This window comes from Halopseudomonas sabulinigri, from assembly GCF_900105255.1.
Taxonomy (GTDB): Bacteria; Pseudomonadota; Gammaproteobacteria; order Pseudomonadales; family Pseudomonadaceae; genus Halopseudomonas; species Halopseudomonas sabulinigri.
Window position 1 is genome coordinate 2,608,672 of sequence record NZ_LT629763.1, and the last position, 23,108, is coordinate 2,631,779.

The 23,108-nt window shown below is 61.9% G+C and carries 18 protein-coding genes; 4 read left to right on the forward strand and 14 right to left on the reverse strand.

Annotated elements, in window-relative coordinates; genetic code table 11:
* Nucleotides 1–23: 23 nt before the first annotated feature.
* The 7 genes from BLU26_RS11745 to BLU26_RS11775 all read right to left on the reverse strand — a co-directional run bounded on the left by BLU26_RS11745 (nucleotide 24) and on the right by BLU26_RS11775 (nucleotide 8,340).
* Nucleotides 24–1,631: a carboxyl transferase domain-containing protein gene (locus tag BLU26_RS11745; RefSeq protein ID WP_092286884.1), complete on the reverse strand. Its 1,608-nt coding sequence runs from the start codon at nucleotides 1,629–1,631 to the stop codon at nucleotides 24–26.
* 24 nt (nucleotides 1,632–1,655) lie between these two features.
* Nucleotides 1,656–2,819: an isovaleryl-CoA dehydrogenase gene (locus tag BLU26_RS11750; RefSeq protein WP_092286886.1), complete on the reverse strand. Its 1,164-nt coding sequence runs from the start codon at nucleotides 2,817–2,819 to the stop codon at nucleotides 1,656–1,658.
* Between the two features lie 50 nt (nucleotides 2,820–2,869).
* The gene (locus tag BLU26_RS11755; RefSeq protein ID WP_092286888.1) at nucleotides 2,870–3,247 is read right to left on the reverse strand and encodes a MerR family transcriptional regulator; all 378 of its coding nucleotides are present in this window, start codon (nucleotides 3,245–3,247) and stop codon (nucleotides 2,870–2,872) included.
* A 271-nt stretch (nucleotides 3,248–3,518) separates the two neighbouring features.
* Nucleotides 3,519–4,379 (reverse strand): DUF5677 domain-containing protein, encoded by an 861-nt coding sequence (locus BLU26_RS11760; RefSeq protein ID WP_157719358.1) that lies wholly within the window; start codon nucleotides 4,377–4,379, stop codon nucleotides 3,519–3,521.
* A 188-nt stretch (nucleotides 4,380–4,567) separates the two neighbouring features.
* Entirely contained in the window at nucleotides 4,568–5,128 is a 561-nt protein-coding gene (locus tag BLU26_RS11765) for a YidX family protein (protein WP_157719359.1), read from the reverse strand.
* A gap of 634 nt (nucleotides 5,129–5,762) precedes the next feature.
* Nucleotides 5,763–6,620 (reverse strand): DMT family transporter, encoded by an 858-nt coding sequence (locus BLU26_RS11770; protein WP_092286894.1) that lies wholly within the window; start codon nucleotides 6,618–6,620, stop codon nucleotides 5,763–5,765.
* A 709-nt stretch (nucleotides 6,621–7,329) separates the two neighbouring features.
* Complete coding sequence (locus BLU26_RS11775) at nucleotides 7,330–8,340, reverse strand: zinc-binding alcohol dehydrogenase family protein (RefSeq protein WP_092286896.1); 1,011 nt, start codon at nucleotides 8,338–8,340, stop codon at nucleotides 7,330–7,332.
* A 103-nt stretch (nucleotides 8,341–8,443) separates the two neighbouring features.
* Here BLU26_RS11775 and BLU26_RS11780 point away from each other — a divergent pair, with 103 nt between their 5' ends.
* Nucleotides 8,444–9,340, forward strand: a complete 897-nt coding sequence (locus BLU26_RS11780) for a LysR family transcriptional regulator (protein ID WP_231701937.1) — start codon at nucleotides 8,444–8,446, stop codon at nucleotides 9,338–9,340.
* A 693-nt stretch (nucleotides 9,341–10,033) separates the two neighbouring features.
* On the opposite strand, the gene fhuB is transcribed toward BLU26_RS11780, so the two are convergent.
* From fhuB to BLU26_RS11805, 5 genes are all read right to left on the reverse strand, one after another.
* Nucleotides 10,034–12,010 (reverse strand): Fe(3+)-hydroxamate ABC transporter permease FhuB, encoded by a 1,977-nt coding sequence (gene fhuB / locus BLU26_RS11785; protein WP_092286898.1) that lies wholly within the window; start codon nucleotides 12,008–12,010, stop codon nucleotides 10,034–10,036.
* Nucleotides 12,003–12,872: an ABC transporter substrate-binding protein gene (locus BLU26_RS11790; RefSeq protein WP_092286900.1), complete on the reverse strand. Its 870-nt coding sequence runs from the start codon at nucleotides 12,870–12,872 to the stop codon at nucleotides 12,003–12,005. The genes fhuB and BLU26_RS11790 overlap by 8 nt, the downstream gene beginning before the upstream one ends.
* Entirely contained in the window at nucleotides 12,869–13,639 is a 771-nt protein-coding gene (locus BLU26_RS11795; RefSeq protein WP_092286902.1) for an ATP-binding cassette domain-containing protein, read from the reverse strand. Before BLU26_RS11795 ends, BLU26_RS11790 begins: the two co-directional genes overlap by 4 nt.
* 64 nt (nucleotides 13,640–13,703) lie before the next feature.
* Nucleotides 13,704–14,756: an aminopeptidase gene (locus BLU26_RS11800; protein WP_092286904.1), complete on the reverse strand. Its 1,053-nt coding sequence runs from the start codon at nucleotides 14,754–14,756 to the stop codon at nucleotides 13,704–13,706.
* The gene (locus BLU26_RS11805; protein WP_092286906.1) at nucleotides 14,753–15,649 is read right to left on the reverse strand and encodes a LysR family transcriptional regulator; all 897 of its coding nucleotides are present in this window, start codon (nucleotides 15,647–15,649) and stop codon (nucleotides 14,753–14,755) included. Before BLU26_RS11805 ends, BLU26_RS11800 begins: the two co-directional genes overlap by 4 nt.
* A gap of 99 nt (nucleotides 15,650–15,748) precedes the next feature.
* Here BLU26_RS11805 and trpB point away from each other — a divergent pair, with 99 nt between their 5' ends.
* Nucleotides 15,749–16,963, forward strand: coding sequence for a tryptophan synthase subunit beta (gene trpB, locus BLU26_RS11810; protein ID WP_092286908.1), 1,215 nt, complete (start codon nucleotides 15,749–15,751; stop codon nucleotides 16,961–16,963).
* A complete protein-coding gene (gene trpA / locus BLU26_RS11815; protein ID WP_092286910.1) occupies nucleotides 16,960–17,748 on the forward strand; it encodes a tryptophan synthase subunit alpha in 789 nt (262 codons plus the stop codon). The genes trpB and trpA overlap by 4 nt, the downstream gene beginning before the upstream one ends.
* A 587-nt stretch (nucleotides 17,749–18,335) precedes the next feature.
* Here the strand turns inward: trpA and BLU26_RS11820 are convergent.
* Entirely contained in the window at nucleotides 18,336–19,349 is a 1,014-nt protein-coding gene (locus tag BLU26_RS11820) for an isopenicillin N synthase family dioxygenase (RefSeq protein WP_092286912.1), read from the reverse strand.
* 526 nt (nucleotides 19,350–19,875) lie between these two features.
* On the opposite strand from BLU26_RS11820, the gene BLU26_RS11825 reads away from it, so the two are divergent.
* Nucleotides 19,876–21,234 (forward strand): amidohydrolase family protein, encoded by a 1,359-nt coding sequence (locus BLU26_RS11825; protein WP_092286914.1) that lies wholly within the window; start codon nucleotides 19,876–19,878, stop codon nucleotides 21,232–21,234.
* A gap of 526 nt (nucleotides 21,235–21,760) precedes the next feature.
* Here the strand turns inward: BLU26_RS11825 and BLU26_RS11830 are convergent.
* Nucleotides 21,761–22,831 (reverse strand): BMP family ABC transporter substrate-binding protein, encoded by a 1,071-nt coding sequence (locus tag BLU26_RS11830; protein WP_092286916.1) that lies wholly within the window; start codon nucleotides 22,829–22,831, stop codon nucleotides 21,761–21,763.
* Nucleotides 22,832–23,108 lie beyond the last annotated feature (277 nt).

Consider the following 23,108-nt stretch of genomic DNA (forward strand, 5'->3'; position numbering starts at 1 on the left):
TCGTCATCTCGCTTGCCCGCAGGCTACATGCGGAACACGCCGAAGCGGGTCGCTTCGATCGGTGCGTTGAGTGCGGCGGAAATCGCCAGCCCGAGTACATCGCGGGTCTGCGCCGGGTCGATCACGCCGTCGTCCCACAGGCGGGCGCTGGCGTAGTAGGGGTGGCCCTGACGTTCGTACTGATCGAGGATCGGTCGGCGCAGGGCCTCGGCCTGCTCGGCGCTGAACTGCTCGCCACTGCGCTCGGCCTGCTCCTGCTTGACCTGCACAAGCACGCCTGCGGCCTGTTCGGCGCCCATCACCGAGATGCGCGCATTCGGCCACATCCACAAGAAGCGCGGATCGTAGGCGCGGCCGCACATGCCGTAGTTACCGGCGCCAAAACTGCCGCCGATGATCACCGTGAACTTGGGCACCCGGGCACAGGCCACCGCGGTCACCAGCTTGGCGCCGTGCTTGGCGATGCCGCCTTCCTCGTATTTTTTGCCGACCATAAAGCCGGTGATGTTCTGCAGGAACAGCAGCGGAATGCCGCGCTGACAGGCCAGCTCGATAAAGTGCGCGCCCTTCTGCGCGGCCTCGGAAAACAGGATGCCGTTGTTGGCCAGAATCGCCACCGGGTAGCCGTGCAGGTGCGCAAACCCGCACACCAGCGTGGTGCCGAACAGCGCCTTGAACTCATCGAACGCGCTGTCGTCGACCAGCCGCGCAATCACCTCGCGCACGTCGAACGGCTGCTTGCTGTCCGCCGGAATCACCCCGTACAGCTCCTCCACCGGATAGCGTGGCGGCAGTACTGGGCGGCTGTTCAGCTCGTCCTGCTTGTGCCAGTTCAGATTGGCGATGCAGCGGCGGGCCAGAGCCAGGGCGTGTTCGTCATTCTCGGCGTAATGGTCGGCCACCCCGGAGGTGCGGCAATGCACATCGGCGCCGCCCAGTGCCTCGGCGCTGACCACCTCGCCAGTCGCGGCTTTCACCAGCGGCGGCCCGGCGAGGAAGATGGTCGCTTGCTCACGCACCATGATGGTCTCGTCGGCCATCGCCGGCACGTAGGCGCCGCCGGCGGTGCAGGAGCCCATCACCACGGCGATCTGCGGAATGCCCGCGGCGCTCATGTTGGCCTGATTGAAGAAGATCCGCCCGAAGTGCTCACGGTCCGGGAACACCTCGTCCTGGCGTGGCAGGTTGGCGCCACCGGAGTCGACCAGATAGACGCAGGGCAGGCGGTTCTCGCGAGCGATGGTCTGCGCCCGCAGGTGCTTCTTCACGCTCAGCGGATAGTAAGAGCCGCCCTTCACCGTGGCGTCATTGGCGATGATCATGCATTCAACGCCTTCGATCCGGCCGATACCCGCGATCACCCCGGCGGCTGGCACCGACTCACCGTAGACCTCATGGGCGGCCAGCTGACCAATTTCCAGAAAGGCTGAGCCGGGGTCGAGCAGGGCGTCCACGCGCTGGCGCGGCAGCAGTTTGCCACGCGCCAGATGCCGCGCATTGGCCGCCTCGCCACCGCCCTGGGCGATGCCTGCCAACAGGGTCTTGAGGTCATCCACCAGCGCGCGCATGGCATCGGCATTGGCGTGAAACGCGGGGCTGCCCGCGCTCAGTTGAGTGGTTAGCACAGCCATGCGAAGTCTCCCTTGGCGCGGCGCTCAGCGGGTTTCATTGAACAGCTCCCGGCCGATCAGCATGCGTCGAATCTCGCTGGTGCCGGCACCGATCTCGTACAGCTTGGCGTCGCGCAGCAGGCGGCCGGTGGGGTAATCGTTGATGTAACCGTTGCCGCCGAGAATCTGGATCGCGTCCAGCGCCATCTGCGTCGCACGCTCGGCGGTGTAGAGAATTACCCCGGCGGCGTCCTTGCGCGTGGTCTCGCCACGGTCGCAGGCCTGCGCCACTGTGTAGAGGTAGGCGCGGCTGGCGTTCAGCTGGGTGTACATGTCGGCGACCTTGCCCTGGATCAGCTGGAACTCGCCAATGCTCTGGCCGAACTGCTGACGGTCGTGGATATAGGGCACCACCACGTCCATGCAGCTCTGCATGATCCCGGTCGGGCCACCGGAGAGCACCACGCGCTCGTAATCCAGGCCGCTCATCAACACCTTCACGCCGCCGTTGACCTGTCCGAGGATGTTCTCAACCGGCACCTCGACGTTGTTGAACACCAGCTCACAGGTGTTCGAGCCGCGCATGCCGAGCTTGTCCAGCTTGGGGCTGCGGGAGAAACCGGCCCAATCGCGCTCGACGATAAAGGCGGTGATGCCGTGGGGGCCACGCTCCGGTTCGGTCTTGGCGTAAATGACGTAAACGTGCGCGTCCGGGCCGTTAGTAATCCACATCTTGCTGCCATTGAGCACGAAGTGATCGCCCCGGCGCTCGGCCCGCAGCTTCATGCTGACCACATCGGAACCGGCGTTCGGCTCACTCATCGCCAACGCCCCGATATGCTCACCGCTGATCAGCCTGGGCAGGTACTGCGCCTTCTGCTCCGGCGTGCCGTTGCGGTTGATCTGGTTCACGCACAGGTTCGAGTGCGCCCCGTAGGACAAGCCCACCGAGGCCGACCCACGGCTGATCTCCTCCATCGCCACCACATGCGCCAGATACCCCAGCCCCGAGCCGCCACACTCCTCAGGCACGGTAATGCCCAGCAGCCCCATGTCGCCAAAGCGCCGCCACATATCCTGCGGAAACTGATTCTCCCGGTCGATCTCGGCGGCACGCGGCGCCAGCTCGGCATCAACCAGGTTGCGGGTCTGCTCGCGCAGCATGTCGATGGTCTCGCCAAGACCGAAATTGAACGACGGATAATGCATGATTCCACCTGCTGTTATTTTTGTTCAGTAGAAATGTGGCTGGCAGCAGATCAGAGCGTCTGCGCCAACGCCGAGCGGCACCGCTCCTCGGCGGTATCCAGTTCAATCTGCATCTGTTCAATATCGAGCAACTGCTGCGCCAGCTGCGTACGCCGCTCAGCAATCTTCTGCATAAAGGTTTCCAGCTGCTTGCGGTTGCCATGACCGGGGTCGTACAGCTCGATCAACTCCTTGCACTCCGCCAGCGAAAAGCCAATGCGCTTGCCACGCAGAATCAGCTTCAGCGTCACCTTGTCCTTGGCGCTATAAACCCGCTCCAGCCCACGCCGTTCCGGGCTGAGCATGTTCTGCTCCTCATAAAAACGAATCGCCCGCGTGGTGATATCCAGCTCACGGGCGAGGTCGGAAATGCTGTAGGTCTGGGTCATGGATCGTCTTTGATGACTGCTTTACGTTAACGTAAAGGTAAGCTGGTGGACACTGGCGCGTCAAGCGGGAAGCGGGCAGTATTATCTGCAGTGGGTAAAGCTGGTGGAAAACCAAGAGATAAATGGACGTTTGGGGTAATTAAATCTCTCTAACGACTGTTATTTTCAAAAATGCGAATTCAAGGGTTTTTTTTTCAGTTCTCAATTTGGCCTTTAGGCAATACGCAATATTACAGAGCTTGAGGGCGCAAAAATCCCTTGGAACCGTTAGTTAGAAATTTGAAGTGCCGTGCTTTTCATAGAACGCGTCTTGAGTGCGAGCAAACTCTTCGTGGTACACCTCTGCCTTACTTTCCATTTGCACCAAGGCCTCAACCACGTTTCGGTTTCTCGAGTCGACTCCCGTTGCATAGACAAGCGCACGCCAACAAAGAAAAAGCATTGTTGTCTGAGTAGTAGCCAAACGAGCATAATGTGCTCTTTCCTGTGCAATTTTGACTGCCGGTTCTCTGTGTGCCCTATCCCAAACAACGTCAATTGCCGTTTGATCTGCATGAATTAAATGACTACTTAGGCCATAACTGTGCAATAGGCTTTTATAACCTCGGAGATCTAGTCCCGGCTCGCTAAACTCGGCGAGTTTTCTAACGATCTCCGTAAACGACCACTTTTGCTTTATGGGGTTGCGCTTTGATTTTGGCCAACGCACCCGAAGTTCTTCTTCTCGTTCAGCCGATAAAATCACCCCTCCAATCAATGTTAGAGAGTCGATATCTTCATTAACATCTACGAATTGCTTTGCTTTCTCAGATCTCTGAATATCCGCAATCTCATTTAGGGCCACGCTGTATTCATAGATTAATTCTGGCCGGTCTTTTTCTCGCGCTGAGCTCACGTAAATGAAGCGTGTCGCGCACTCAAGCGCGGCCCTCATTATGATATCGGAATCCCAAAGCTTCCACTCCTGAAGCAAAACATTCAGTGATTGGCATCGCTCTGAATAATAGTGAAGTTGAGCTAACGCGAAGTTACGGTATCCTTTGTCACAGGCTGACTCATGATCCAGAACGTTTTTTATCTCGTCCCGGATCATTGAATAGACAGCAAGTGACTCTCTAAGTAATAGTTGCATATATGCCTGACAAATAAGATAACGGGCAGTCAAAATCGTAGCTTTTAGCTGTTTGGCGAATGAAGCGAGTAAAAATTAAGCACATTTTCCGCCATGAAAACCGGGGTTAGATAAACATTTCTGCGAGCTATCAACGCAGACCGTGTAAGGATTTGGCCCCACGCTGGAGCGTGGGGCCAATCAATCAACTATTTGCATCCATTTGGTTCGCCCGCACAAACCACACTCAACCCCGTTACGCTGACCAAGGCCAGCCCGACTCCTCCAATCAGAATCGCTCCATCAGCCGCAACGGTAAGCGGCGTGAGCAAGGCTTTGGCGCCAGCGCCTTCATCCGCTGATACGTACACAAGATAGCTTTTATTCAGCAAATGGTTTCTGCCGACAGGAAGAGTCCCACTGGCCGCGTACCGCTTACCCTTCATCTCAACTGTAGCTCGGCAGAGCTCTCGTTCACCAAAGCGCTTGCATGCGAATCCAGCCGCAGATGCTGCCTGTCTATCACCATCAGGCGCAGAGACAGGAACAATGAGATCAAAGCTTCCTGTCACAGTATCGGAGCGGGATACGTAGAACTGATCGAAATTCGCCTGCACTGATCGGTAGAACGACGCGCCGAAGGTGTCGGTAAGTAATTGGGGCGCTTGGAAAATATAGTGATACTCATCGCTGAAAAACACCAATTTACTGCCATCTGAGGTCACGAGGATCGAAGAGATATTCTCCTTGTATTCACGATTCTCAAACAACGAGCGCGTCATACACCCAGATAGAAGAACTGCAAAACAGACAGCCGTTATTATTATTTTCATTTTTCACCATTAAACGCTCAGACTTACGTTAAGAACATCAATCAACCTTATTACCCAATGTATGAATCCGCCATACGTCAGGCATCCGCGCGCTATTCCGCTAAAGCAGCCGGGTAGGGAGAAGAAGTAGAAAAATAGGGCGTAGCGCTTGCATGCCATCAAGGTAAGGCACTGCGGAGTGCAGTGTGTCGATATTGCTATTACTCAGCACTTTTGCCAAGCCTGGTCTTGAGGGTTACACGTAATGTACTCACGGCATGCCTGAAAAAAGGTGACCACTGCAAGGACCCCAAGTCCCCGTCTGCACGGGCGAGTAGCGCAGGGCTAGCGGGAAAAAGGTGCGCGCGGTGTCTGAGGTGCGAAGCGCCGAGTTTGCGCGTGCCCCCTCCAGACCGAGCAACGCAGCGAACCCGCAGGGCCGTGCAGTTGGGGTGGCCTAGGGGGTGTCGGGGGAAATGGCCATGCATTTCCCCTGACTCGCCATCAAGGCGAAAGGCTGATCAAAGCAACCAACTGCGGCGTCCGTTCCCACGCGGAGCGTGGGAACGATCAGAGGCTCAGGCACTCAACCTCACGCCCGCTGCCGAAACACCAAAACCAACCCCACCACAATCAACCCCATCCCAACCAAACTCCCAATCGCCATCCGATTACCCAAAAACAGATAATCCAATAACGCCGTACACCCCGGCATCAGATAAAACAAACTGGTGACATTCACCAAGTTGCCCATCCGAATCAGCCGATACAAAAGCAGCGTCGCACCCACCGAAATCAACACGCCCATGTAAAGCAGCGGCACAACAAAGCCAACAGACCACTCAACCTCGAACGGCTGAAAGGGCGCAACCAGAGCGCACATCAGCAAACCCACGGCGTATTGCAACGGCAACACATCCATTGGCGACTGCTGAATACCCTTCTGAAAGATGGAGCCCACCGTAATGCACAACAGCGCCGCCAACGACAGACCAATGCCCAGCAGCGAGAAGCGCGCCGCCAGCAGACTGTCGAGCACCACCAGCGTCAGACCTCCGAGCGCCAGCAGCAGGCCCAAGAGCCGCAGCAGGTTGGCGCGGCGTTCGACCAGCATCAGGGTAAGGATCGGCTGCACGCCCAATACCGTTGCCAGCACCCCGGGTGTGAGCCCGGCGTCCAGCGAGAGCAGGTAGAAGATGGTGTAACCGCCGGTCATCAGCACCCCCACCAGCGCTACCTGGCGGAAGCTGCCCGGCTGCGGTAACCAGCGGCGGCGAGTAAGCGCCAGCAGCCCCAGAGCAACGCAAGCCAGGGCAAAACGCAGCAGCAAAAAGGCAAAGGCCGAGGCGTGTTCCAGCCCCCATTTGGAGAAGATTGCACCCGCACTCCAGAGCAAGACAAAGAGCACGGTCGGGCCGATAGCGGCCCAGTTCAGTTGTTTGAATAGCATGACAATCACCTGTCAAAACACAGGTTCCCGACGCTAATAATCGCTAATTGGCGAGAAACGTCGAAGAACAGAAAAGGATGTTTTGGTGTTTCAGTGCGCGCGTGGTGGCGCAGCAACAACGGCAACCCGCGGTGGGGCAGCTGGCGGTGACAGAACCACTGCTTGCGAGCACGCGAACACCACGCCGGGAGGGGCGCAGGCGACAATTACAGCGGTGCTCAGCGGGTGGTTCATCAGATGACTCATGCAAAGAATGGATACAACGACGGGAAGGCTAGCAGTCGGTTGAAGCATGCGCAAGCGGGCAACGGGTATGGACGCGGAGCGTCCAAAGACGCATTCCCACGCAGAGCGTGGGAACGATCAGTGTTCCAACGAAACAGGTGACCACTGCACGGACCCCAAGTCCCCGTCTGCGCGGGCGAGTAGCACAGGACTGCCGGGAAAAAGATGTGCGCGGTGTCTGAGCGAAGCGAGTTTGCGCGCATCCCCGGCAGACCGAGCAACGCAGCGAACCCGCAGGGCCGTGCAGTTGGGGTGGCCTAGGGGGTGTCGGGGGAAATGGCCAAGCATTTCCCCTGACTCGCCATCCGGCGAAAAGCGGATCAGACCAACCTACCGCGTGATCAAGCATACGCACGTTGGGAGACGCAGAGCGTCCGGGCATGCATCCCCACGCCGGAGCATGGGAGCGATCAGCAGCAAAGGCTCAGAACCCCTCAAGCACCAACTTGCCCCGCGCCTTGCCGCTCTCCAGCAAGGCATGCGCCCGCATCAAATTGGCCGCATTGATCACCCCATAATGCTCACCCAAGGTCGTGCGCAAGGCACTGGCGTCGAGCAGCTCGGCCACCCGGTTGAGCAGTACGCCCTGTTCGGCCATATCGGCGGTCTGATGCAGGCTGCGGGCAAACATGAACTCCCAGTGGAAAGAGGCCGACTTGCTCTTCAGCTGGGTAATATCAATGCTGTCGAAGTCATCAATCACACCCAGCTTGCCCTGCGGCGCGATGCATTCGATGTACTGCGCGTAGTGATCCTTGCTGTGGGTCAGCGAGGCGATCAGCTCGACGCTGTCGATGCCCAGCGCCTGCAGCTGCGCCAGCATCGGCTGGCTGTGATCGATCACGTGATGCGCGCCCAGCTCTTTGGCCCACTCGGCGCTCTCGGCCCGCGCGGCGGTACCGACCACGGTCAACTCGGTGAGCTGGCGGGCCAGCTGAACCAGAATCGATCCCACACCACCAGCGGCACCGGTGACCAACAAGGTCTGCCCGGCACCACCACTCTCGGCCACGCCAAGACGGTCAAACAGTAGCTCCCAGGCGGTGATGGCGGTAAGCGGCAGCGCGGCCGCTTCAGCATCGCTCAGCGAAGCAGGGGCATGGCCAACGATGCGGGCATCCACCAACTGATACTCGGCGTTGCTGCCGGGGCGGTCGAGTGCACCGGCGTAGAACACCCGATCACCCGCGGCAAAGCCCTGCACGGCAGCACCAACGGCCACCACCTCGCCCACCGCATCCCAACCGATCACCTGCGGGTCATCGACCGTGGCCGGGCGCTTGCTGCGGATTTTGGTGTCCACCGGGTTAACCGAAATGGCGGCGACCTTGACCAGCAGGTCCTGCGGGCCGGGGGCGGGTTGCGGCAGCTCGATGTCGATCAGTGCATCGGCGCGTTCGAGTGAACCGGCTTGGGTGTAGGCAACGGCTTTCATGCTGTGGCTCCTGTAAGAACGGAAAGCGTTAAGGAGCCGATAGCTTGACTTGCTTGCCGAGGAAGAAAAACATGAGCTCTGGCGAATCACTTTATTGGTAATCATGAAAATACAACGGATCGACGACCTGGCGGTGTTTCTGCACACCGTGGAGGCCGGCAGCTTTTCCGCCGCCGCACGCCAGCTGAACCTGGCCCCGGCGGTGGCCAGCGCCAGTATCAAGCGGCTGGAGGAGCAACTCGGCGCCCGGTTGTTTGAGCGTACTACCCGACGCCTGCGCCTGAGCGAAGCCGGCGAGCGCTATCTGCCGCACGCCCGCGCGGCCTTTCAGGCGCTGCGTGACGCCGAGCAGGCACTGGAGGCCGACGCCACCACGCTCACCGGCACCCTGCGTCTGACCCTGCCGTCCAACCTGGCGCGCAGCCACCTGCTCGACTGGCTGGAAAACTATCTGGCCCGGCAGCCGGGCATTCGGATGGAGCTGCAGGTCAGCGATCGCGTGGCCGATCTGTACCAGCAGCCGATCGATCTGGCCGTGCGTTACGGCCAACCGGAGGATTCCAGCTTCGTTGCCCTCCCCCTGGCACCCGACAACCGCCGCGTGCTCTGCGCCTCGCCCGAGTATCTCCAGCGGCACGGCGCGCCAGCGACGGTGGCCAACCTGCGGCAGCACAACTGTCTGTGCTTTCGCCTGGGCGAGGCGGTTCACGACCGTTGGCGCTTTGCCGCGCCCGAGCCGATCAGCCTGCGTGTGCACGGTGACCGGGTGAGTGACGATGGCGATACCGTGCGCCGCTGGGCGCTGCGCGGGCAGGGCATTGCCTACAAGTCGTATCTGGATATCGCCCAGCATCTGACCAGCGGTGAACTGGTGCGGCTGCTGCCAGAGGTGACCGGCGAGCCATCACCCTTGATGTTGCTGGTAATCAATCGGCGGCGGCTGAATCCGGCGCTGCGGCAGCTGGCGGGGGAGATGGCAGCGTTTTGTCAGGGGTTATAAAAGTCCGATTCCGCGCGGGTTCGCGGGTTTGTATTAAAGATGCCCACCCAATGCACGGACTGAAAATCCCCGTCTGAGCGGGCGAGTAGCTCAGGTCTGGCGGGAAAAAGACGCTTGCGGTGTTTGAGGTGCGCAGCGCCGAGTTTGTAAGCGGCCGGCCAGGTGCGTCCCCGACAGGCCGAGCAACGCAGCGAACCCGCAGGGCCGTGCAGTTGGGGTGGCCTAGGGGGTGTCGGGGGAAATGGCCAAGCATTTCCCCTGACTCGCCATCAGGGCGAAAGGCTGATGAGGGCGATCCACGCCGCAGTGCGTTCTCACGCTGGAGCACGGGAAAGATTAAAGGTGTCTTCGTAGCTGACGTGTGATGACCAACGACCAGCTGTCACGCTAACTTTGCGGTTCGCTCATTTCCGTTTTCGCCTCCAGGCGAGCCAAGGGGCATGCTTGCCCATGCCCCCTTAGCGATCCCCCAGGGCACCCAGCTGCGCGGCCCTGCGGGTTCGCTGCGTTGCTCGATCTGCCGGGGCCCTGCGGAACTCGCTTCGCTCAGGCTAGGCGCCCCCAACATTCCTCGGGCTTATTCCCGCCAGCTCTGCGCTACTCGCCCGCGCAGATGGGAGAGGGGGCCGTGCAGTTGGCTAGTTATAGGCACCCTCTTGGTTGCGCGTGTGTAATGAACGCCCGTAAGCCGGCTCAGCGCCTGCGCCCCAACCCCCAAATCAGATAAACCCCACCCACCAGCGCCGCGAGCAGACCAGCGGGCAGCTGCTCAGGGAACAGCATATTGCGGCCCAGCCAGTCGGCCAGCACCATCAGCAGCGCGCCGATCAGCGCAGAGCCGAGCAGTTGCCCACGGGCATGCTGAAAGCCCAGCACGCGCGCCATGTGTGGCGCCATCAGGCCAACAAAACTGAGCGGGCCGACCAGCAGGGTGGCGGCGGCAGTAAGCAGGGCGGCAATCAACATGATGCTCAGACGCGCCCCGCGCATCGGCACACCCAGGCTGCGCGGCGTGCTTTCCCCCAGTGGCAGCAGCGTCAGCCAGCGCGCCAATGGCAGGCACAGCAGCAGCAACAGTGTGCCGCAGCTCACCGCGACCAGTGCCGTGGGCAGCTCGACAAAGTAGGTGGAGCCGGACAGCCAGCTGAGCACGCTCTGGCCGCGCGGATCATTCAGCGACAGCACCAGCATCTTCACCGCATCAAACAGGGCGCTGATGGCGATGCCCACCAGCAGCAGACGGTCGGGTGAATAGGCGTGGCGGCGAGCAAAACCGATGATCACCAGCAGGGTGATCAGGGCACCGAAAAAGCCCATGCCCAGCCGCGCCCACAACGGTGCACCTATCCACAAAAACAGCAGGGCCATCAGGCCTAACGCGGCGCCGGCGCTGATGCCCATCAGCTCGGGGCTGGCCATGGGGTTGCCGGTCAGGCGTTGCAGTAAACTGCCGGCCAGCCCCAGCATCAAACCCGCGCCTGCTGCGCCGAGGATGCGCGGCACCCGCCACTGTAATATTTGCGGGTCCATCGCCCAGCCCCAACCTTGCGGCCCTTGCCCCAGCAACAGCGCCATCACCCCGCCGGCAAGGGCCAGCAGCAGCAGCACTCCCAGCACCCTGCCCGAGCGCCGCAGCGGCGGCGATGCCGGCGCCGCTTGCAGCTGCGGCCGCCCGGCGGGTAAGCGCAGACGCGGGATGAGCCAGAGCAGCAGCGGCGCGCCGAGCAAGGCGGTAACCCCGCCAGTGGGCACCAGCTCGCTGAAGACACCGGAGAAATGCTGCACCGCCAGATCGGTGAGCAGCAGCACTGCGGCGCCCACCAGCGGCGCGCAGCGCAGGCGCTGCCGCAGGGTGCGGGCACCCAGCAAACGGGCAATCGCCGGCGCCGCCAAGCCGATAAAACCGATCACCCCCACCGCGCTGACCACACAGGCGGTGACAAAAACCGCCAGCCCGAGCGCGACTACCCGCAGCTTGTCGAGCGAAACACCCAGGCTGCGCGCGCCGCTGTCGTCCAGCTCCAGCAGGCCGAGCGGGCGCACCAGGCAGCACACCAGCGCCAGTGCCAGCGCCAACCGCGGCAGCAGAAAGAGTACGCCATCCCAGTTGTGCTGGCTCAGCGAGCCGGCGCTCCAGATAAACAGCGAAGCCAGCCCCTGCGGCTGCAACAGCATCAGCATCACGTTGACCGCACCTAGCAGCAGACTGACCACCAGGCCAGCGAGAATCAGCGTCAGCGGTGAGAGGCCACGGCGCCGCGCCAGGGCGAAGACCAGCAAGGTGGCCAGGGCTCCGCCGGCCAGCGCAATCCATTCACTGGCTACCAGCAGGGTGGGCGCGTAGAGCGTTGCCAGCGCCAGTGCCAACTGCGCGCCGTTGGCCACCCCGAGGGTGGTTGGCGAGGCCAGCGGGTTGCGCAGCACCTGTTGCATCAGCACACCCGCCAGCGCAAGAGCGCCACCACACAAGAGCGCCATGCACAGGCGTGGCAACCAGCTGTAGTGCACGCGCAGCTGCGTCAAGTTATGACTATCGGGCTGCAGCAGGGCGGCGAACCACTGGGCCGCCGGCAGTTGCTGCGCCAGGCTGGCCAGCGCCGCCAGCAGGCCGAGCAACAGCAGGGCGCCGAGCCAGCTGCGCGAGGGTGCGGTCAGTGCGGTACTAGTCATGCACCAGGGCCTCTTCGAACAGCCGCATAAAATGCTGCGCGGCCATCAGCCCGCCAAACTGCCAGGCCGGCGCAAAGGCATACACCCGCTGCTGCTCGACAAAGGGCAAGCGCTGCCAAAGTACGCTCTGTTGCAGCGCTGGCAGGGCGCCGAGCGGGGCCGGGGCAAAATGAATCAGCGCCGCCTCAGGCACCTCGGCCAGTTGCTCTACCCCGGCCTGAGAAAAGCCCCAGACATTATCGGCGCCCTGCCAGGCGTTGCGCTGCCCGAGCCGCTCGAGTACCGAGCTGAACAGGCTGCTGTTGCCGTACACCCGCATGTGGCGGGCGTCGATGAGGGTGACCAGGTAAAAGGGGGGTAGTGCACGGCCCGCGAGCTTGCTGCGCAATTGCCTCATCTGCTGTTCAAAGTCGGTGATCAGTTGTTCGGCGCCGGCCTGGTGCGCGGTCAGCTCGCCCAGTTCGCGGGCAATCTCGGTGGCGGTTTGCAACGGGTCGCGGCCGGGGCGGTAGATCGCCAAGCTCTGGACCGGGGCGATACGCTCCAGCCAGGGTCGCGCCGCCTCAAACTGCGGGGTGATCAGAATCAGGTCGGGCGCCAGCTGCGTCAGCAGCTCAAGATTCGGCTCGGTGCGCAGGCCCAGGTTATGCACACTGGCGGGCATCGCCGGCTCACCGACCCAACGCCGGTAGTTGGGCAGATCAGCCACGCCGACGGGCGTAACGCCGATGCCGACCAAGGTTTCGGCCAGCCCCCAATCCAGGGTCGCAATGCGCGTGTAGGGGCCCTGTTCAGCTGCCTGCACCATCAGCGGCAGGCACAGCAACAGCGCCAGCAGCCCGCGCCATACCCGCCCTGTCACCCGCGCGCCACCGCGATGGCCGAGCTGTGATCCGGGTGCGGGATGACGGTCATCGGCAAGCCGTAGATGGCCTCCAGCGCCTGATCGTTCATCAGCTCGGCGGGGCTGCCCTGCATCAGCAGGCGGCCGGAATGCAGCGCCACCAGATGATCGCAGTAACGCGCCGCCATGTTGATGTCGTGCAGTACCACAATCACGCCCAGATCCAGTTCGCGGCTGAGCCGCTGCACCAGCGCCAGCACATCCACCTGGTGGGCAATGTCCAGCGCCGAGGTGGGCTCATCGAGCAGCAGATAGCGGGTGTGCTGGGCCAGCAGCATGGCCAGCCAGACGCGCTGGCGTTCGCCGCCGGACAAAGTATCGACCAGGCTATCGGCAAAGCGGGTAACGTCGGTCAGCTCCATGGCGCGCTCGACCTCCTGGCGGTCGTCGACGCTGAAGCGGCCCAGCAGACCATGCCAGGGATAACGGCCAAAGCCGACCAGCTCGCGCACGGTCAGGCTCTCGGCGGCCGGCAACTGCTGCGGCAGGTAGGCAACCTGGCGGGCAAACTCGCGCTCGCCCCAGGCCTCCAGCGGCCGTTCATCCAGCAGGATACTGCCGGCCGAGGCGGCTTGCTGGCGTGCGAGGAGTTTGATCAGGGTCGATTTGCCGGAACCGTTGTGGCCGATCAGGCCAATCATTTGGCCTGCAGCCAGGCTCAGATCAAGCGGCTGCAACAGCGTCCGTTCCGGTACGGCGAAGGTCACGGACTGCAGCTGAAACATGCGAGCTCCGGGAACATGAAAAGAGAAAATCAGCCCCGCAATCTACGCTAAATAGCAATTATTATCAATCCGCTTTTGCCGGTGCAGAGGCCTCCAGCAGGCGTTGCAGCGCGGTTGCGCGCTGTGCTTCAGGCAGTGCACCCAGAGCTTCCACACGGCGATAGAAGTCCGGCCAATCGCTGCTCTGTGCGTAGAGTTGGGCAAACGCCGGAATCCACTGATCGTATAGGCCAAAGGGCAACAGCCGGGCGTTGTTCAACTCGCCGGCAAACCAGTGATCATAAGGTGCGACGCCTTGCCAGTGCTGGTCGCGCCACTGCCGGTAATCGGCGCGCAACTGACTGAACACCTTTGCCTTGCCGGCCAGTTTGGCGCTATCGCTGGCCTCGCTGGCATAGAGCGCAACCAGTTGCTCGCGCGCAGTCAGCAGCAGCTGTACAAACTCGCGCTCCAGTGCGCGCGGATCGCGTTGCCGCGCGCCCAACCCCTGCGCCGCACGCCATTCGCGCAACCCCTGCTTACCCACAAAACTGGCGAAGGATTCATTGAAGGCGGTGTCGTCCTTCACGTAATACTGCTGGTGCGCCAGCTCGTGGAACAGCAGCTCGGCGAGGTAATCGTCATCCCAGTGCAGCATCGAGTTGAGCAGCGGGTCGTCGTACCAACCTATGGTCGAATAGGCCGGAATACCGGCGACATAGACCTCCATACCCTTGGCGCGCCATTGCTCGGCGGCGGCGTCGGCACTGGCCTGATCGAAGTAGCCCTTGTAGGCGATGCAGCCAAAGAACGGATAACAGTGGGGCACGGCGTCCATTGACAGGGGCGCGGCGACAAACAGGTTCCACAGCGCATAGGGACGCTGCAGATCGGCGTAGCGGGTGTAGCTGGCGTTATCCGGCAGCTTTAGCTGCTGGCTGGCAAAGGCTCGGATGCGCTGCGCCTGCTGCAGCCGCTTGGCCAGTTGCGGCTCGGTGGCTGGGTTTTGCAGCACCTGTTCCAGCGGCTCGGCGCGCGCCAGCAGGTCGCGCTGACCCTGCCAGCTGTGGTGCAGATAACTCAACGAGCTGCAGCCGGGCAGCAGGCCGATCAACAGCAACAGGCATAGACCTCTCATTCGCTGCTCCCTGCCAGTTCGCTGAGCAACCAGTCGGCCAACGGCTGTGCAGCGCCTTGGGGTTGGCGCTTTGGCACCCACAGGCCCAATTGATGCTGCGTCTGAACAAAACCCCAGGGCGCGAGCAGGCGACCGGCGGCAATGTCGTCGGCGACCAGCAGCTGCGGCGCGATGGCCACGCCCAACCCGGAGAGCGCGGCCTCCAGCAGATAGTACAAATGCTCGAAACCCTGGCCTTGAGTCAGACTGGCCGGATCAATTTGCTGCAAGTGCGCCCAGTCGGCCCAGGCCTGCGAGCGGGAGTGGGTATGCAGCAGGCTCTCGTTCAACAGGGCACTGGCCGGCTGCCCTTGCAGGCGCGCTGCACCAGAGTAGCGCGGGCTGAAGACCGGGCCGATGCGCTCCTGCCGAAGCGGATAAACCTGCATATCGGCAGGCCAAGGCGGCGCGGCAAACAACAGCGTACCGCTGACCCCGGCGCGACGCGGGTCCAGCTCGCCCTCGCTGGCCGAGAGATGCAAGTTCAGCTCCGGCAGCTCGGCGTTGAGACGGTCGAGCCGTGGAATAAACCAGCGCGCGAGCAGGCTGCCGGGGCAGGCGAGCAGAAACGGGCCACGCTGGTCGGCTTGGCGTATTTCGGCACAGACCTCACGCAAGCTGCCAAAGGCATCGCGGCAAGCATCACGCAACTGGCGGCCGGCGGCAGTGAGCTGAACACCCCGCCCGACCTTGTCGAACAGCGCCACCCCCAACTCCTCTTCAAGCTGCCGTATCTGGCGGCTCACCGCACCGTGGGTGACGTGCAGCTCGTCTGCCGCCTGACTCATGCTTTCCAGTCTGGCAGCCACTTCAAAGGCTTTGAGCGCGTTCAGCGAGGGTAAGTCTCGGGCCATGTAATATGTCACTTTTTCTCACAGGTTTGCGCCATCATATCGATTTTATCGGGGCGCTGTCTGCCCTACCGTAGGCGCATCAAATCTGGAGGTGTACTCATGTCGAATGCCAACCAACATTTCCGTCGCGATGCCGACGCACAGGGCCAGTTTGGCCAGTTCGGTGGGCGCTTCGTTGCCGAAACCCTGATGCCGCTGGTTCTGGATCTGGAGCATGCCTACAAGCAGGCGCGCTCGGAACCGAACTTCATCGCCGAGCTGGACCGCTTCAACGCCGAGTTCGTCGGCCGCCCCAGCCCGCTGTACTTCGCCGAGCGGCTGACCGAGCAGTACGGCGGCGCCAGGATCTTCTTCAAGCGCGAGGAGCTGAACCACACCGGCGCGCACAAGATCAACAACTGCATCGGCCAGGTCCTGCTGGCCCGGCGCATGGGCAAGAGCCGCATCATCGCCGAGACCGGCGCGGGTATGCACGGCGTGGCAACGGCTACCGTGTGCGCTCGCTTTGGTCTGGAGTGCGTGGTCTATATGGGCGCTACCGACATCGAGCGCCAGCGCGACAACGTGGCGCGCATGCGCCTGATGGGCGCCAGCATCGTGCCGGTTACCTCGGGCACCGGCACCCTGAAGGATGCGATGAACGAGGCGCTGCGCGACTGGGTGACTAACGTCGACAACACCTTCTACATGATCGGCACCGTGGCCGGCCCGCACCCCTACCCCACGCTGGTGCGCGACTTTCAGGCGATCATCGGCCGCGAGACCTGCAGCCAGATGCTCGAGCGCGAAGGGCGCTTGCCCGATAGCCTGGTGGCCTGCATCGGTGGCGGCTCCAACGCCATGGGGCTGTTCCACCATTTCCTCGACTACCCCGAAGTGCAGATGGTCGGCGTTGAAGCGGCCGGTCACGGGCTGGATTCCGGCAAGCATGCAGCCAGCCTGAAGGGCGGCGTACCCGGCGTATTGCACGGCAACCGCACTTACCTGCTGCAGGATGAAGACGGCCAGATTACCGACGCGCACTCGGTGTCTGCCGGCCTCGACTATCCCGGCATCGGGCCAGAACACGCCTGGTTGCACGAGCAGGGCCGCGTCGATTACGTCGCGGTGACCGACCAGCAGGCGCTGGACGCCTTCCACAACTGCTGCCGCATGGAAGGCATTATTCCCGCGCTGGAAACCGCCCACGCGCTGGCCGAAGTCGCCCGCCGTGCGCCAACACTGCCCAGCGATCACCTGATGGTGGTGTGCCTGTCCGGCCGGGGCGACAAAGACATGCCCACGGTGCTGCGCCTGATGGAGGAACAAGCATGAGTAATCGTCTGCAACAACGCTTTGCCGCGTGCGCCAAACAGAACCGCGCAGCCCTGGTGACCTACATCTGTGCCGGTGACCCCGGTTATGACGCCAGCCTTTCGCTGCTGCAACAGCTGCCGGGCGCGGGTGCCGATATCATCGAACTGGGCATGCCGTTCAGTGATCCGATGGCCGACGGTCCGACCATTCAGGCCGCTGCCGTACGCGCACTCGACAACGGCCAGACCCAGCGCAAGACGCTGGAGATGGTGCGCGCCTTCCGCACCACCGATCAGACCACTCCGCTGGTGCTGATGGGCTACTACAACCCGATCCACCGCTACGGCGCCGAAGCCTTTCTCAACGAGGCGCACGCGGCCGGTGTCGATGGCCTGCTGATCGTCGATCTGCCCGCCGAGCACGACAATGAGCTGGGCCCCATGGCGCGCGACCTGGGCCTGGACATGATTCGCATGGCCAGCCCCACCACCGATGCCAAGCGCCTGCCGCGCGTGCTGGCCAACGCCAGTGGCTTTCTCTACTACGTGTCGCTCAACGGCGTGACCGGGGTAGGGCAGGCAGACAACGCCGTGGTGGATGCCGCCCTCGCGGCCATCCGTCAGCAGAGCGAGCTGCCGATCTGCGTGGGCTTTGGTGTGCGCACGCCAGAGCAAGCGGCGGCCTTTGCCCGCACGGCCACGGGTGTGGTGGTGGGCTCGGCTTTGGTTGAGGCGATGTTCAAGGGTGGCGAGGCTGCGGCGTTGGAGTTGACGCGGGGGTTGGCGGGGGCGATGCGGCGCTAGCGCGTGAGCCATTGCGTAACTAAAGCCTCTGCAGGGCTGTAGCCTCGGCGGTTGGCTAGTTATCGTTTTCGCCTTTAGGCGAGTCAGGGGGAGATGCTTGCCCATCTCCCCCTAACAACCCCCTCGGGCACCCAGCTGCGCGGCCCTTCGGGTTCGCTGCGTTGCTCGATCTGCCGGGGCCCTGCGGAACTCGCTTCGCTCAGACAGTCCTCGGGCTTTTTCCCGGCAGCTCTGTGCTACTCGCCCGCTCAGATGGGACTATTCAGTCCGTGCAGCATTCGGTTTTGGACTTCAAGTTTCGACCCAGCAACCAAACCTCAAAACCACTCCGGTCTCCGGCCGTAATTCCCCCTTCCAAGCTGTCGAGTTCCGCAGGCGCGCTCAAATCCGAGTAACGCAGAGAAGCCGCAGGCCAGCTTGGCTGGGGGTGCCCTTTCTTTGGGTTCCGTTTCTTTGGGCAAGCAAAGAAAGGGGACTCGCCAGCAAGGCGAAAAGCAATCCTGAAGACCGGCAGCGATGCTGCTAAAAGCCCCAAGGCACCCACAAAAAAGGGCTACCGAAGCAGCCCTTTCCACTATCACCAAAGCCTACTTCTTAGCCTCAGCAAAGTTCGCCTGAATCCGCTGCAACAAATAATCCGCCGCCGAAATCGGCGGATACTTGCCCGCCGGACTCTCGATCATCACGTTCTTGTTGGCCTGACAGAAGAACGCCATGCTGTAACGCGGCCCACGGTACTCGCCCGGTTTGGGCATGCGCACGCGGTGCAGGGTGGACTTGAGCTGGTCGTCGCTCCAGCGCATCAGCATGTCGCCAATATTGCAGGTGATGATGTCGTCACGCGGGATCACGCTGCTCCACTCGCGGTTGTCGCCAGCGCCTTCAGCGTCCTTGCCCGGGCTGACCTGCAGGCCGCCCTGACCTTCCTTCTGGAATACCATGGTCAGGCAGTCGAAGTCGGTGTGGGCGCCAGCGCGCCACAGGCTTTCGTCCTGATCTTCCTCCGGCATGGCGAGGTAATGCAGCAGGCGCAGGGTGCTCTGGTAGTCAGGCTGGCGGCGGTCGTGCGCTTTGGTGAAAAAGTCGCGCGCAAAGCCCAAACGCTCGGCAAAGCAGGAGAGTACCTGCATGCCCAGCTGCCAGGCGCGGTATTCAAAATCCAGCATGATGCGGTGGAATTCCGGCACTACGGTCTGGTTGGGCCAGAGGTCGTCCATGTGCGGCAGGGTGATCTGGAAGGATTCCTTCTGATCAGCTGTGCGCGTGGAGGGGCGCACCTGCGACATGAACTCCCAACCGGTGTTCAGGCCCTTTTTCAGCGGAAAGCGCGCTTTTTGCTCGTTGCTCAGGCTGAAGAAGGCTTCGGACAGCTCAAAGGCGCTCTGCACCAGTTTGACGTCCAGGCCGTGATTGACCAGCTGGAAGAAGCCGACTTCGGTGGCGGCGCTCCACAGCTGCTCGGTGATCTCCGCGCGGCGGTTCTCAAAATCAGTCAGGTCGATCAGCGGAATTTCGCGGGCGGTTTCCTTGCCCATGCCGCCGAAGGTGGTTTCCAGCTGCAGTTCTTTGAGGCCGTATTCTGGGGTTGTTGCAGTTGTCATAGTGAATCTCCGAGTAGTCCCATTGGGGGCAAATGGTGCGGAGAATGACGCGGGCGGGAAAACGGCAGAAGGCTGTGGCCTGTCAGTCCGCGTTCGCCGCGCCATGCGCATTGTCCGCTAACTGAGCAATGACCTGGGGTGGTGCCCCCTGACAGCTTCTACTCACGTTGCCGAGGATAAGCCTCAGGCAGGAATCTTCAAGCAGAAAGTGCGCCAACTCGGCCAAATCCGACGAACGTGCGGGCCAGAGCGTGCTGTGTGCTGGCTGCGCAGCTACCTGCCGCTGGCGGCTGCACCGTGATTGCGCAAAAGCTGACCATTTGCACTGGTTTTGGTCGTTTCTACTCGGCCGCGCCGCCGGAACAGCCCTAAATATGGCGGCTGGCGGGAAGCCGGCAGGTTGGTTAGAAAATTGCACTCTCTGCCACAGCAGCGCATGCTGCGGTCCATTCAACACCATGCAACAGAGTAGAAGCGGTCAGGGGTCAGACTCCGGGACATTGCTCTTGGGCTAAGGAGCACCTTCGTGGCTTACCTGATCAAGAACGCACAAGCAGTCTTTTCCCCCACCCAGGCCGACGCGACCGACATTCGTATTCGCGATGGCAAGATCACCGAGCTGGGCTGCCAGCTGCAGCCCTCAACCGAGCAGAGCGAGCAGGTCATCGATGCCGCTGGCTGTGTCGTCTGGCCCGGCCTGGTCAACACCCATCACCACCTCGCCCAATCCATCATGAAGGGTGTGCCCGGTGGCCTGAACCAGAACCTCAATGACTGGCTAGGCTCAGTGCCCTACCGCTACTGGCCCAAGGTCACCCCGGAGCTGATGTACCACGCTGCGCGATTGGGGCTGTACGAGCTGCTGCGCTCCGGCGGCACTACCTGCGCCGATCATCATTACCTTTACCACGCCACCACTAGCCCCGAGCTGGAAGATGCTGTGTGGCGTGCGGCTGATGAACTGGGCATGCGCCTGGTGCTCTGCCGCGGCAGCGCGACCTCGGTCGGCAGCCACCACGGCATGATCGAACACGGCATCGCGCCGGAAACCATCGGCCAAATCATCGAGCGGCTGGATGCCAGCCGTGTTCGCTACCACCAAGACGGCGGCGATGCCATGCGCAAGCTGGTGGTCGCGCCAACCAGCCTGATTCATTCCAGCGATCCGGATGGCCTGCGTGAACAGGCGGCCTACGCCCGCGAGTTCAAGCTCGGCATGCACTCGCACCTGCTGGAAGTCGACTTTGACGAAGTTGCCTCGCTGAAAAAGTACGGCAAACGCGCCGTGGATTACGCCGGTGATTGCGGCTGGCTGGGCGACGACGTCTGGTTTGCCCACTTGGTGCATTGCGACGATTACATCATCGACCGCCTGGCCAGCACCGGCACCGGCATCGCCCACTGCCCAACCTCCAACTGCCGCCTGGGCAGCGGCATCGCCCCGGCGATCAAGATGGAACAAGCCGGCATGGCGATCACCCTGGGCGTAGACGGCTCTGCGTCTGCCGAGTCCGGCTCCATGCTGCAGGAGCTGAACCTGGCCTGGCTGATCCACCGCGCCGTCCACGGCCCGGACGCCACCACCCTGGAAAAGGCACTCAGCTGGGGCAGCCGCAACGGCGCCGAGCTGCTGGGCTTACACGATGTTGGCGAAATCAAGGTCGGCATGGCAGCCGATCTGGTGCTCTACGACATCAACCAGCCACGCTTTGCCGGCGTGCACAGCCCGCTGACCGCGCCGCTGATGTGTGGTGAGCCGGTGAGCGTCAAATACAGTTTTGTGCAGGGTCGCGTGGTGGTGGACGGCGGCGAGGTGTGTGGATTGGATGAGGCTGAGTTGACGGCGCGGGTGCAGGAGTCGGTGGCGCAGCTCATTCGGAGCTGATTGGCGCAGCTCGCACGCCGCAAGGTCCTGGCTTGCTTACTCGGTTCTCAGCAGCAGCGTTGATTGATCTGGTTTGCCTTTCGCCTGGATGGACGAAGCGCGTCCGTGGCTGCGCTCCCGCGCGGAGCGTGGGAACAATCAGACGCAAGACGCCGGCACTGCACGGACCCCAAATCCCCGTCTGCGCGGGCGAGTAGCACAGGGCTGGCGGGAATAAGCCCGAGGACTGTCTGAGGAGCGCAGCGACGAGTTCCGCAGGGCCCCGCCAGACCGAGCAACGCAGCGTACCCGCAGGGCCGCGCAGTTGGGGTGGCCTAGGGGGTGTCGGGGGAAATGGCCATGCATTTCCCCTGACTCGCCATCAGGGCGAAAAGCTGACCCGCAGCCTGCACCGCAAGTCAGTACCGAGGCAGAACACTAAATACAGCCCATAAAAAAACCCGAACCAAAGTCCGGGTTTTTCACTACCTGCTAACCCTACCGACAGCAACGTGATGGGCACGCCGCCAGCAAGGTCACACAAAGCTTACTGCGGAATAGTGGCCGTCATACCCTCAACGTACCAATCCATCCCAGCCAGCTCTTCATGGGTCATCTCAACACCGTCAGCCACGCGAACAGTGCCGCTCTGATCCTTGATCGGACCAGTGAAGGGGTGGAACTCGCCGCTGTCGATAGAGGCGATCATCGCGTCAACCTTGCTGCGCTGCTCGGCGGTCAGCTTGTCGCTGATGGACTCGATCTTGATCACGCCATCATGGATGCCGCCCCAGTAGTCGCCTGACACCCAGTTACCGTCCATCACAGCCTGAACGCTCTTGATGTAGTAAGGGCCCCAATCGTTGACCACGGACAGCAGGTGGGCTTCAGGCGCAAAGTGGCTCATGTCGGAAGCCTGACCCACGCCCCAAACGCCGCGCTTCTGCGCTGCCAGCAGGGGAGCGGGGCTGTCGGTGTGCTGCACGATCACGTCCACGCCCTGATCGATCAGGGTGTTGGCAGCGTCAGCTTCCTTGGCCGGGTCGAACCAGGTGTTGACCCAAACTACTTTCATTTCCACATCAGGATTTACCGCACGAGCACCCATGAAGGTGGCGTTGATGTCGCGGATAACTTCTGGAATCGGGAAGGAGGCGATGTAGCCTATGGTGTTGCTCTTGGTCACCATGCCAGCGGCAGTACCGGTGACGTAGCGGCCTTCATAGGTAACCGACAGATAAGTGCCCAGGTTTTCAGCCTGCTTGTAACCGGTGGCATGCATGAAGGTTTTATCGGGATAGTCGGCCGCGACGCGCGCGGTGGCGTTCATGAAGCCGAAGGAGGTGGTGAAGATCACGTCGTTGCCGGCCTGGGCCAGACGACGAATGGTGCGCTCGGCATCGGCGCCTTCGTTGACGTTTTCAACGTAGGTGGTCTGTACCTTGTCGCCAAAGTGAGCTTCCAGCTCCTTGCGGCCTTGGTCGTGCTGGTAGCTCCAGCCGTGGTCACCAATGGGACCAACGTAAACAAAACCCACTTTCAGTGGATCGTCCGCTGCCATTACCTGCATGGGCAGCACGAGGGCTGCGGCCAACGCCAGAGTGCGTTTCAAACTCATGGATACTTCTCCTGGGATCTAGTTATCGGCGACCGCCACGCTTGCGTTGAGTACGGCGGATGCATGCTTGCAGCAAAAAGCTGGCCATTTGTTCAAGAAATGCCAAAAAACTTTATTTCTCGGTCTGACACAGTAACCACGGGCGATTGAAACCCAGTGACGGCGCAATGCTGGCACAGCTTACCGGCGCGGCAAAGCCTTGCACCGGGTTTCTGCGGCTCGGCGTCTGTCGCTTCCGGCGAGCCGGCTGCGCACCATTCTAGTGCGGTTTGGGCGT

What these genes read in the sequence shown, in the direction of transcription:
- BLU26_RS11795 (WP_092286902.1), bottom strand. Translation starts at nt 13,639, where the DNA reads ATGTTTCAGCTGCAGTCCGTGACCTTCGCCGTACCGGAACGGACGCTG.
- BLU26_RS11805 (WP_092286906.1), bottom strand. Translation starts at nt 15,649, where the DNA reads ATGGCCCGAGACTTACCCTCGCTGAACGCGCTCAAAGCCTTTGAAGTG.
- BLU26_RS11745 (WP_092286884.1), bottom strand. Translation starts at nt 1,631, where the DNA reads ATGGCTGTGCTAACCACTCAACTGAGCGCGGGCAGCCCCGCGTTTCAC.
- BLU26_RS11820 (WP_092286912.1), bottom strand. Translation starts at nt 19,349, where the DNA reads ATGACAACTGCAACAACCCCAGAATACGGCCTCAAAGAACTGCAGCTG.
- BLU26_RS11755 (WP_092286888.1), bottom strand. Translation starts at nt 3,247, where the DNA reads ATGACCCAGACCTACAGCATTTCCGACCTCGCCCGTGAGCTGGATATC.
- BLU26_RS11775 (WP_092286896.1), bottom strand. Translation starts at nt 8,340, where the DNA reads ATGAAAGCCGTTGCCTACACCCAAGCCGGTTCACTCGAACGCGCCGAT.
- BLU26_RS11830 (WP_092286916.1), bottom strand. Translation starts at nt 22,831, where the DNA reads ATGAGTTTGAAACGCACTCTGGCGTTGGCCGCAGCCCTCGTGCTGCCC.
- BLU26_RS11750 (WP_092286886.1), bottom strand. Translation starts at nt 2,819, where the DNA reads ATGCATTATCCGTCGTTCAATTTCGGTCTTGGCGAGACCATCGACATG.
- BLU26_RS11770 (WP_092286894.1), bottom strand. Translation starts at nt 6,620, where the DNA reads ATGCTATTCAAACAACTGAACTGGGCCGCTATCGGCCCGACCGTGCTC.
- trpB (WP_092286908.1), top strand. Translation starts at nt 15,749, where the DNA reads ATGTCGAATGCCAACCAACATTTCCGTCGCGATGCCGACGCACAGGGC.
- fhuB (WP_092286898.1), bottom strand. Translation starts at nt 12,010, where the DNA reads ATGACTAGTACCGCACTGACCGCACCCTCGCGCAGCTGGCTCGGCGCC.
- BLU26_RS11760 (WP_157719358.1), bottom strand. Translation starts at nt 4,379, where the DNA reads ATGCAACTATTACTTAGAGAGTCACTTGCTGTCTATTCAATGATCCGG.
- BLU26_RS11780 (WP_231701937.1), top strand. Translation starts at nt 8,444, where the DNA reads ATGAAAATACAACGGATCGACGACCTGGCGGTGTTTCTGCACACCGTG.
- trpA (WP_092286910.1), top strand. Translation starts at nt 16,960, where the DNA reads ATGAGTAATCGTCTGCAACAACGCTTTGCCGCGTGCGCCAAACAGAAC.
- BLU26_RS11800 (WP_092286904.1), bottom strand. Translation starts at nt 14,756, where the DNA reads ATGAGAGGTCTATGCCTGTTGCTGTTGATCGGCCTGCTGCCCGGCTGC.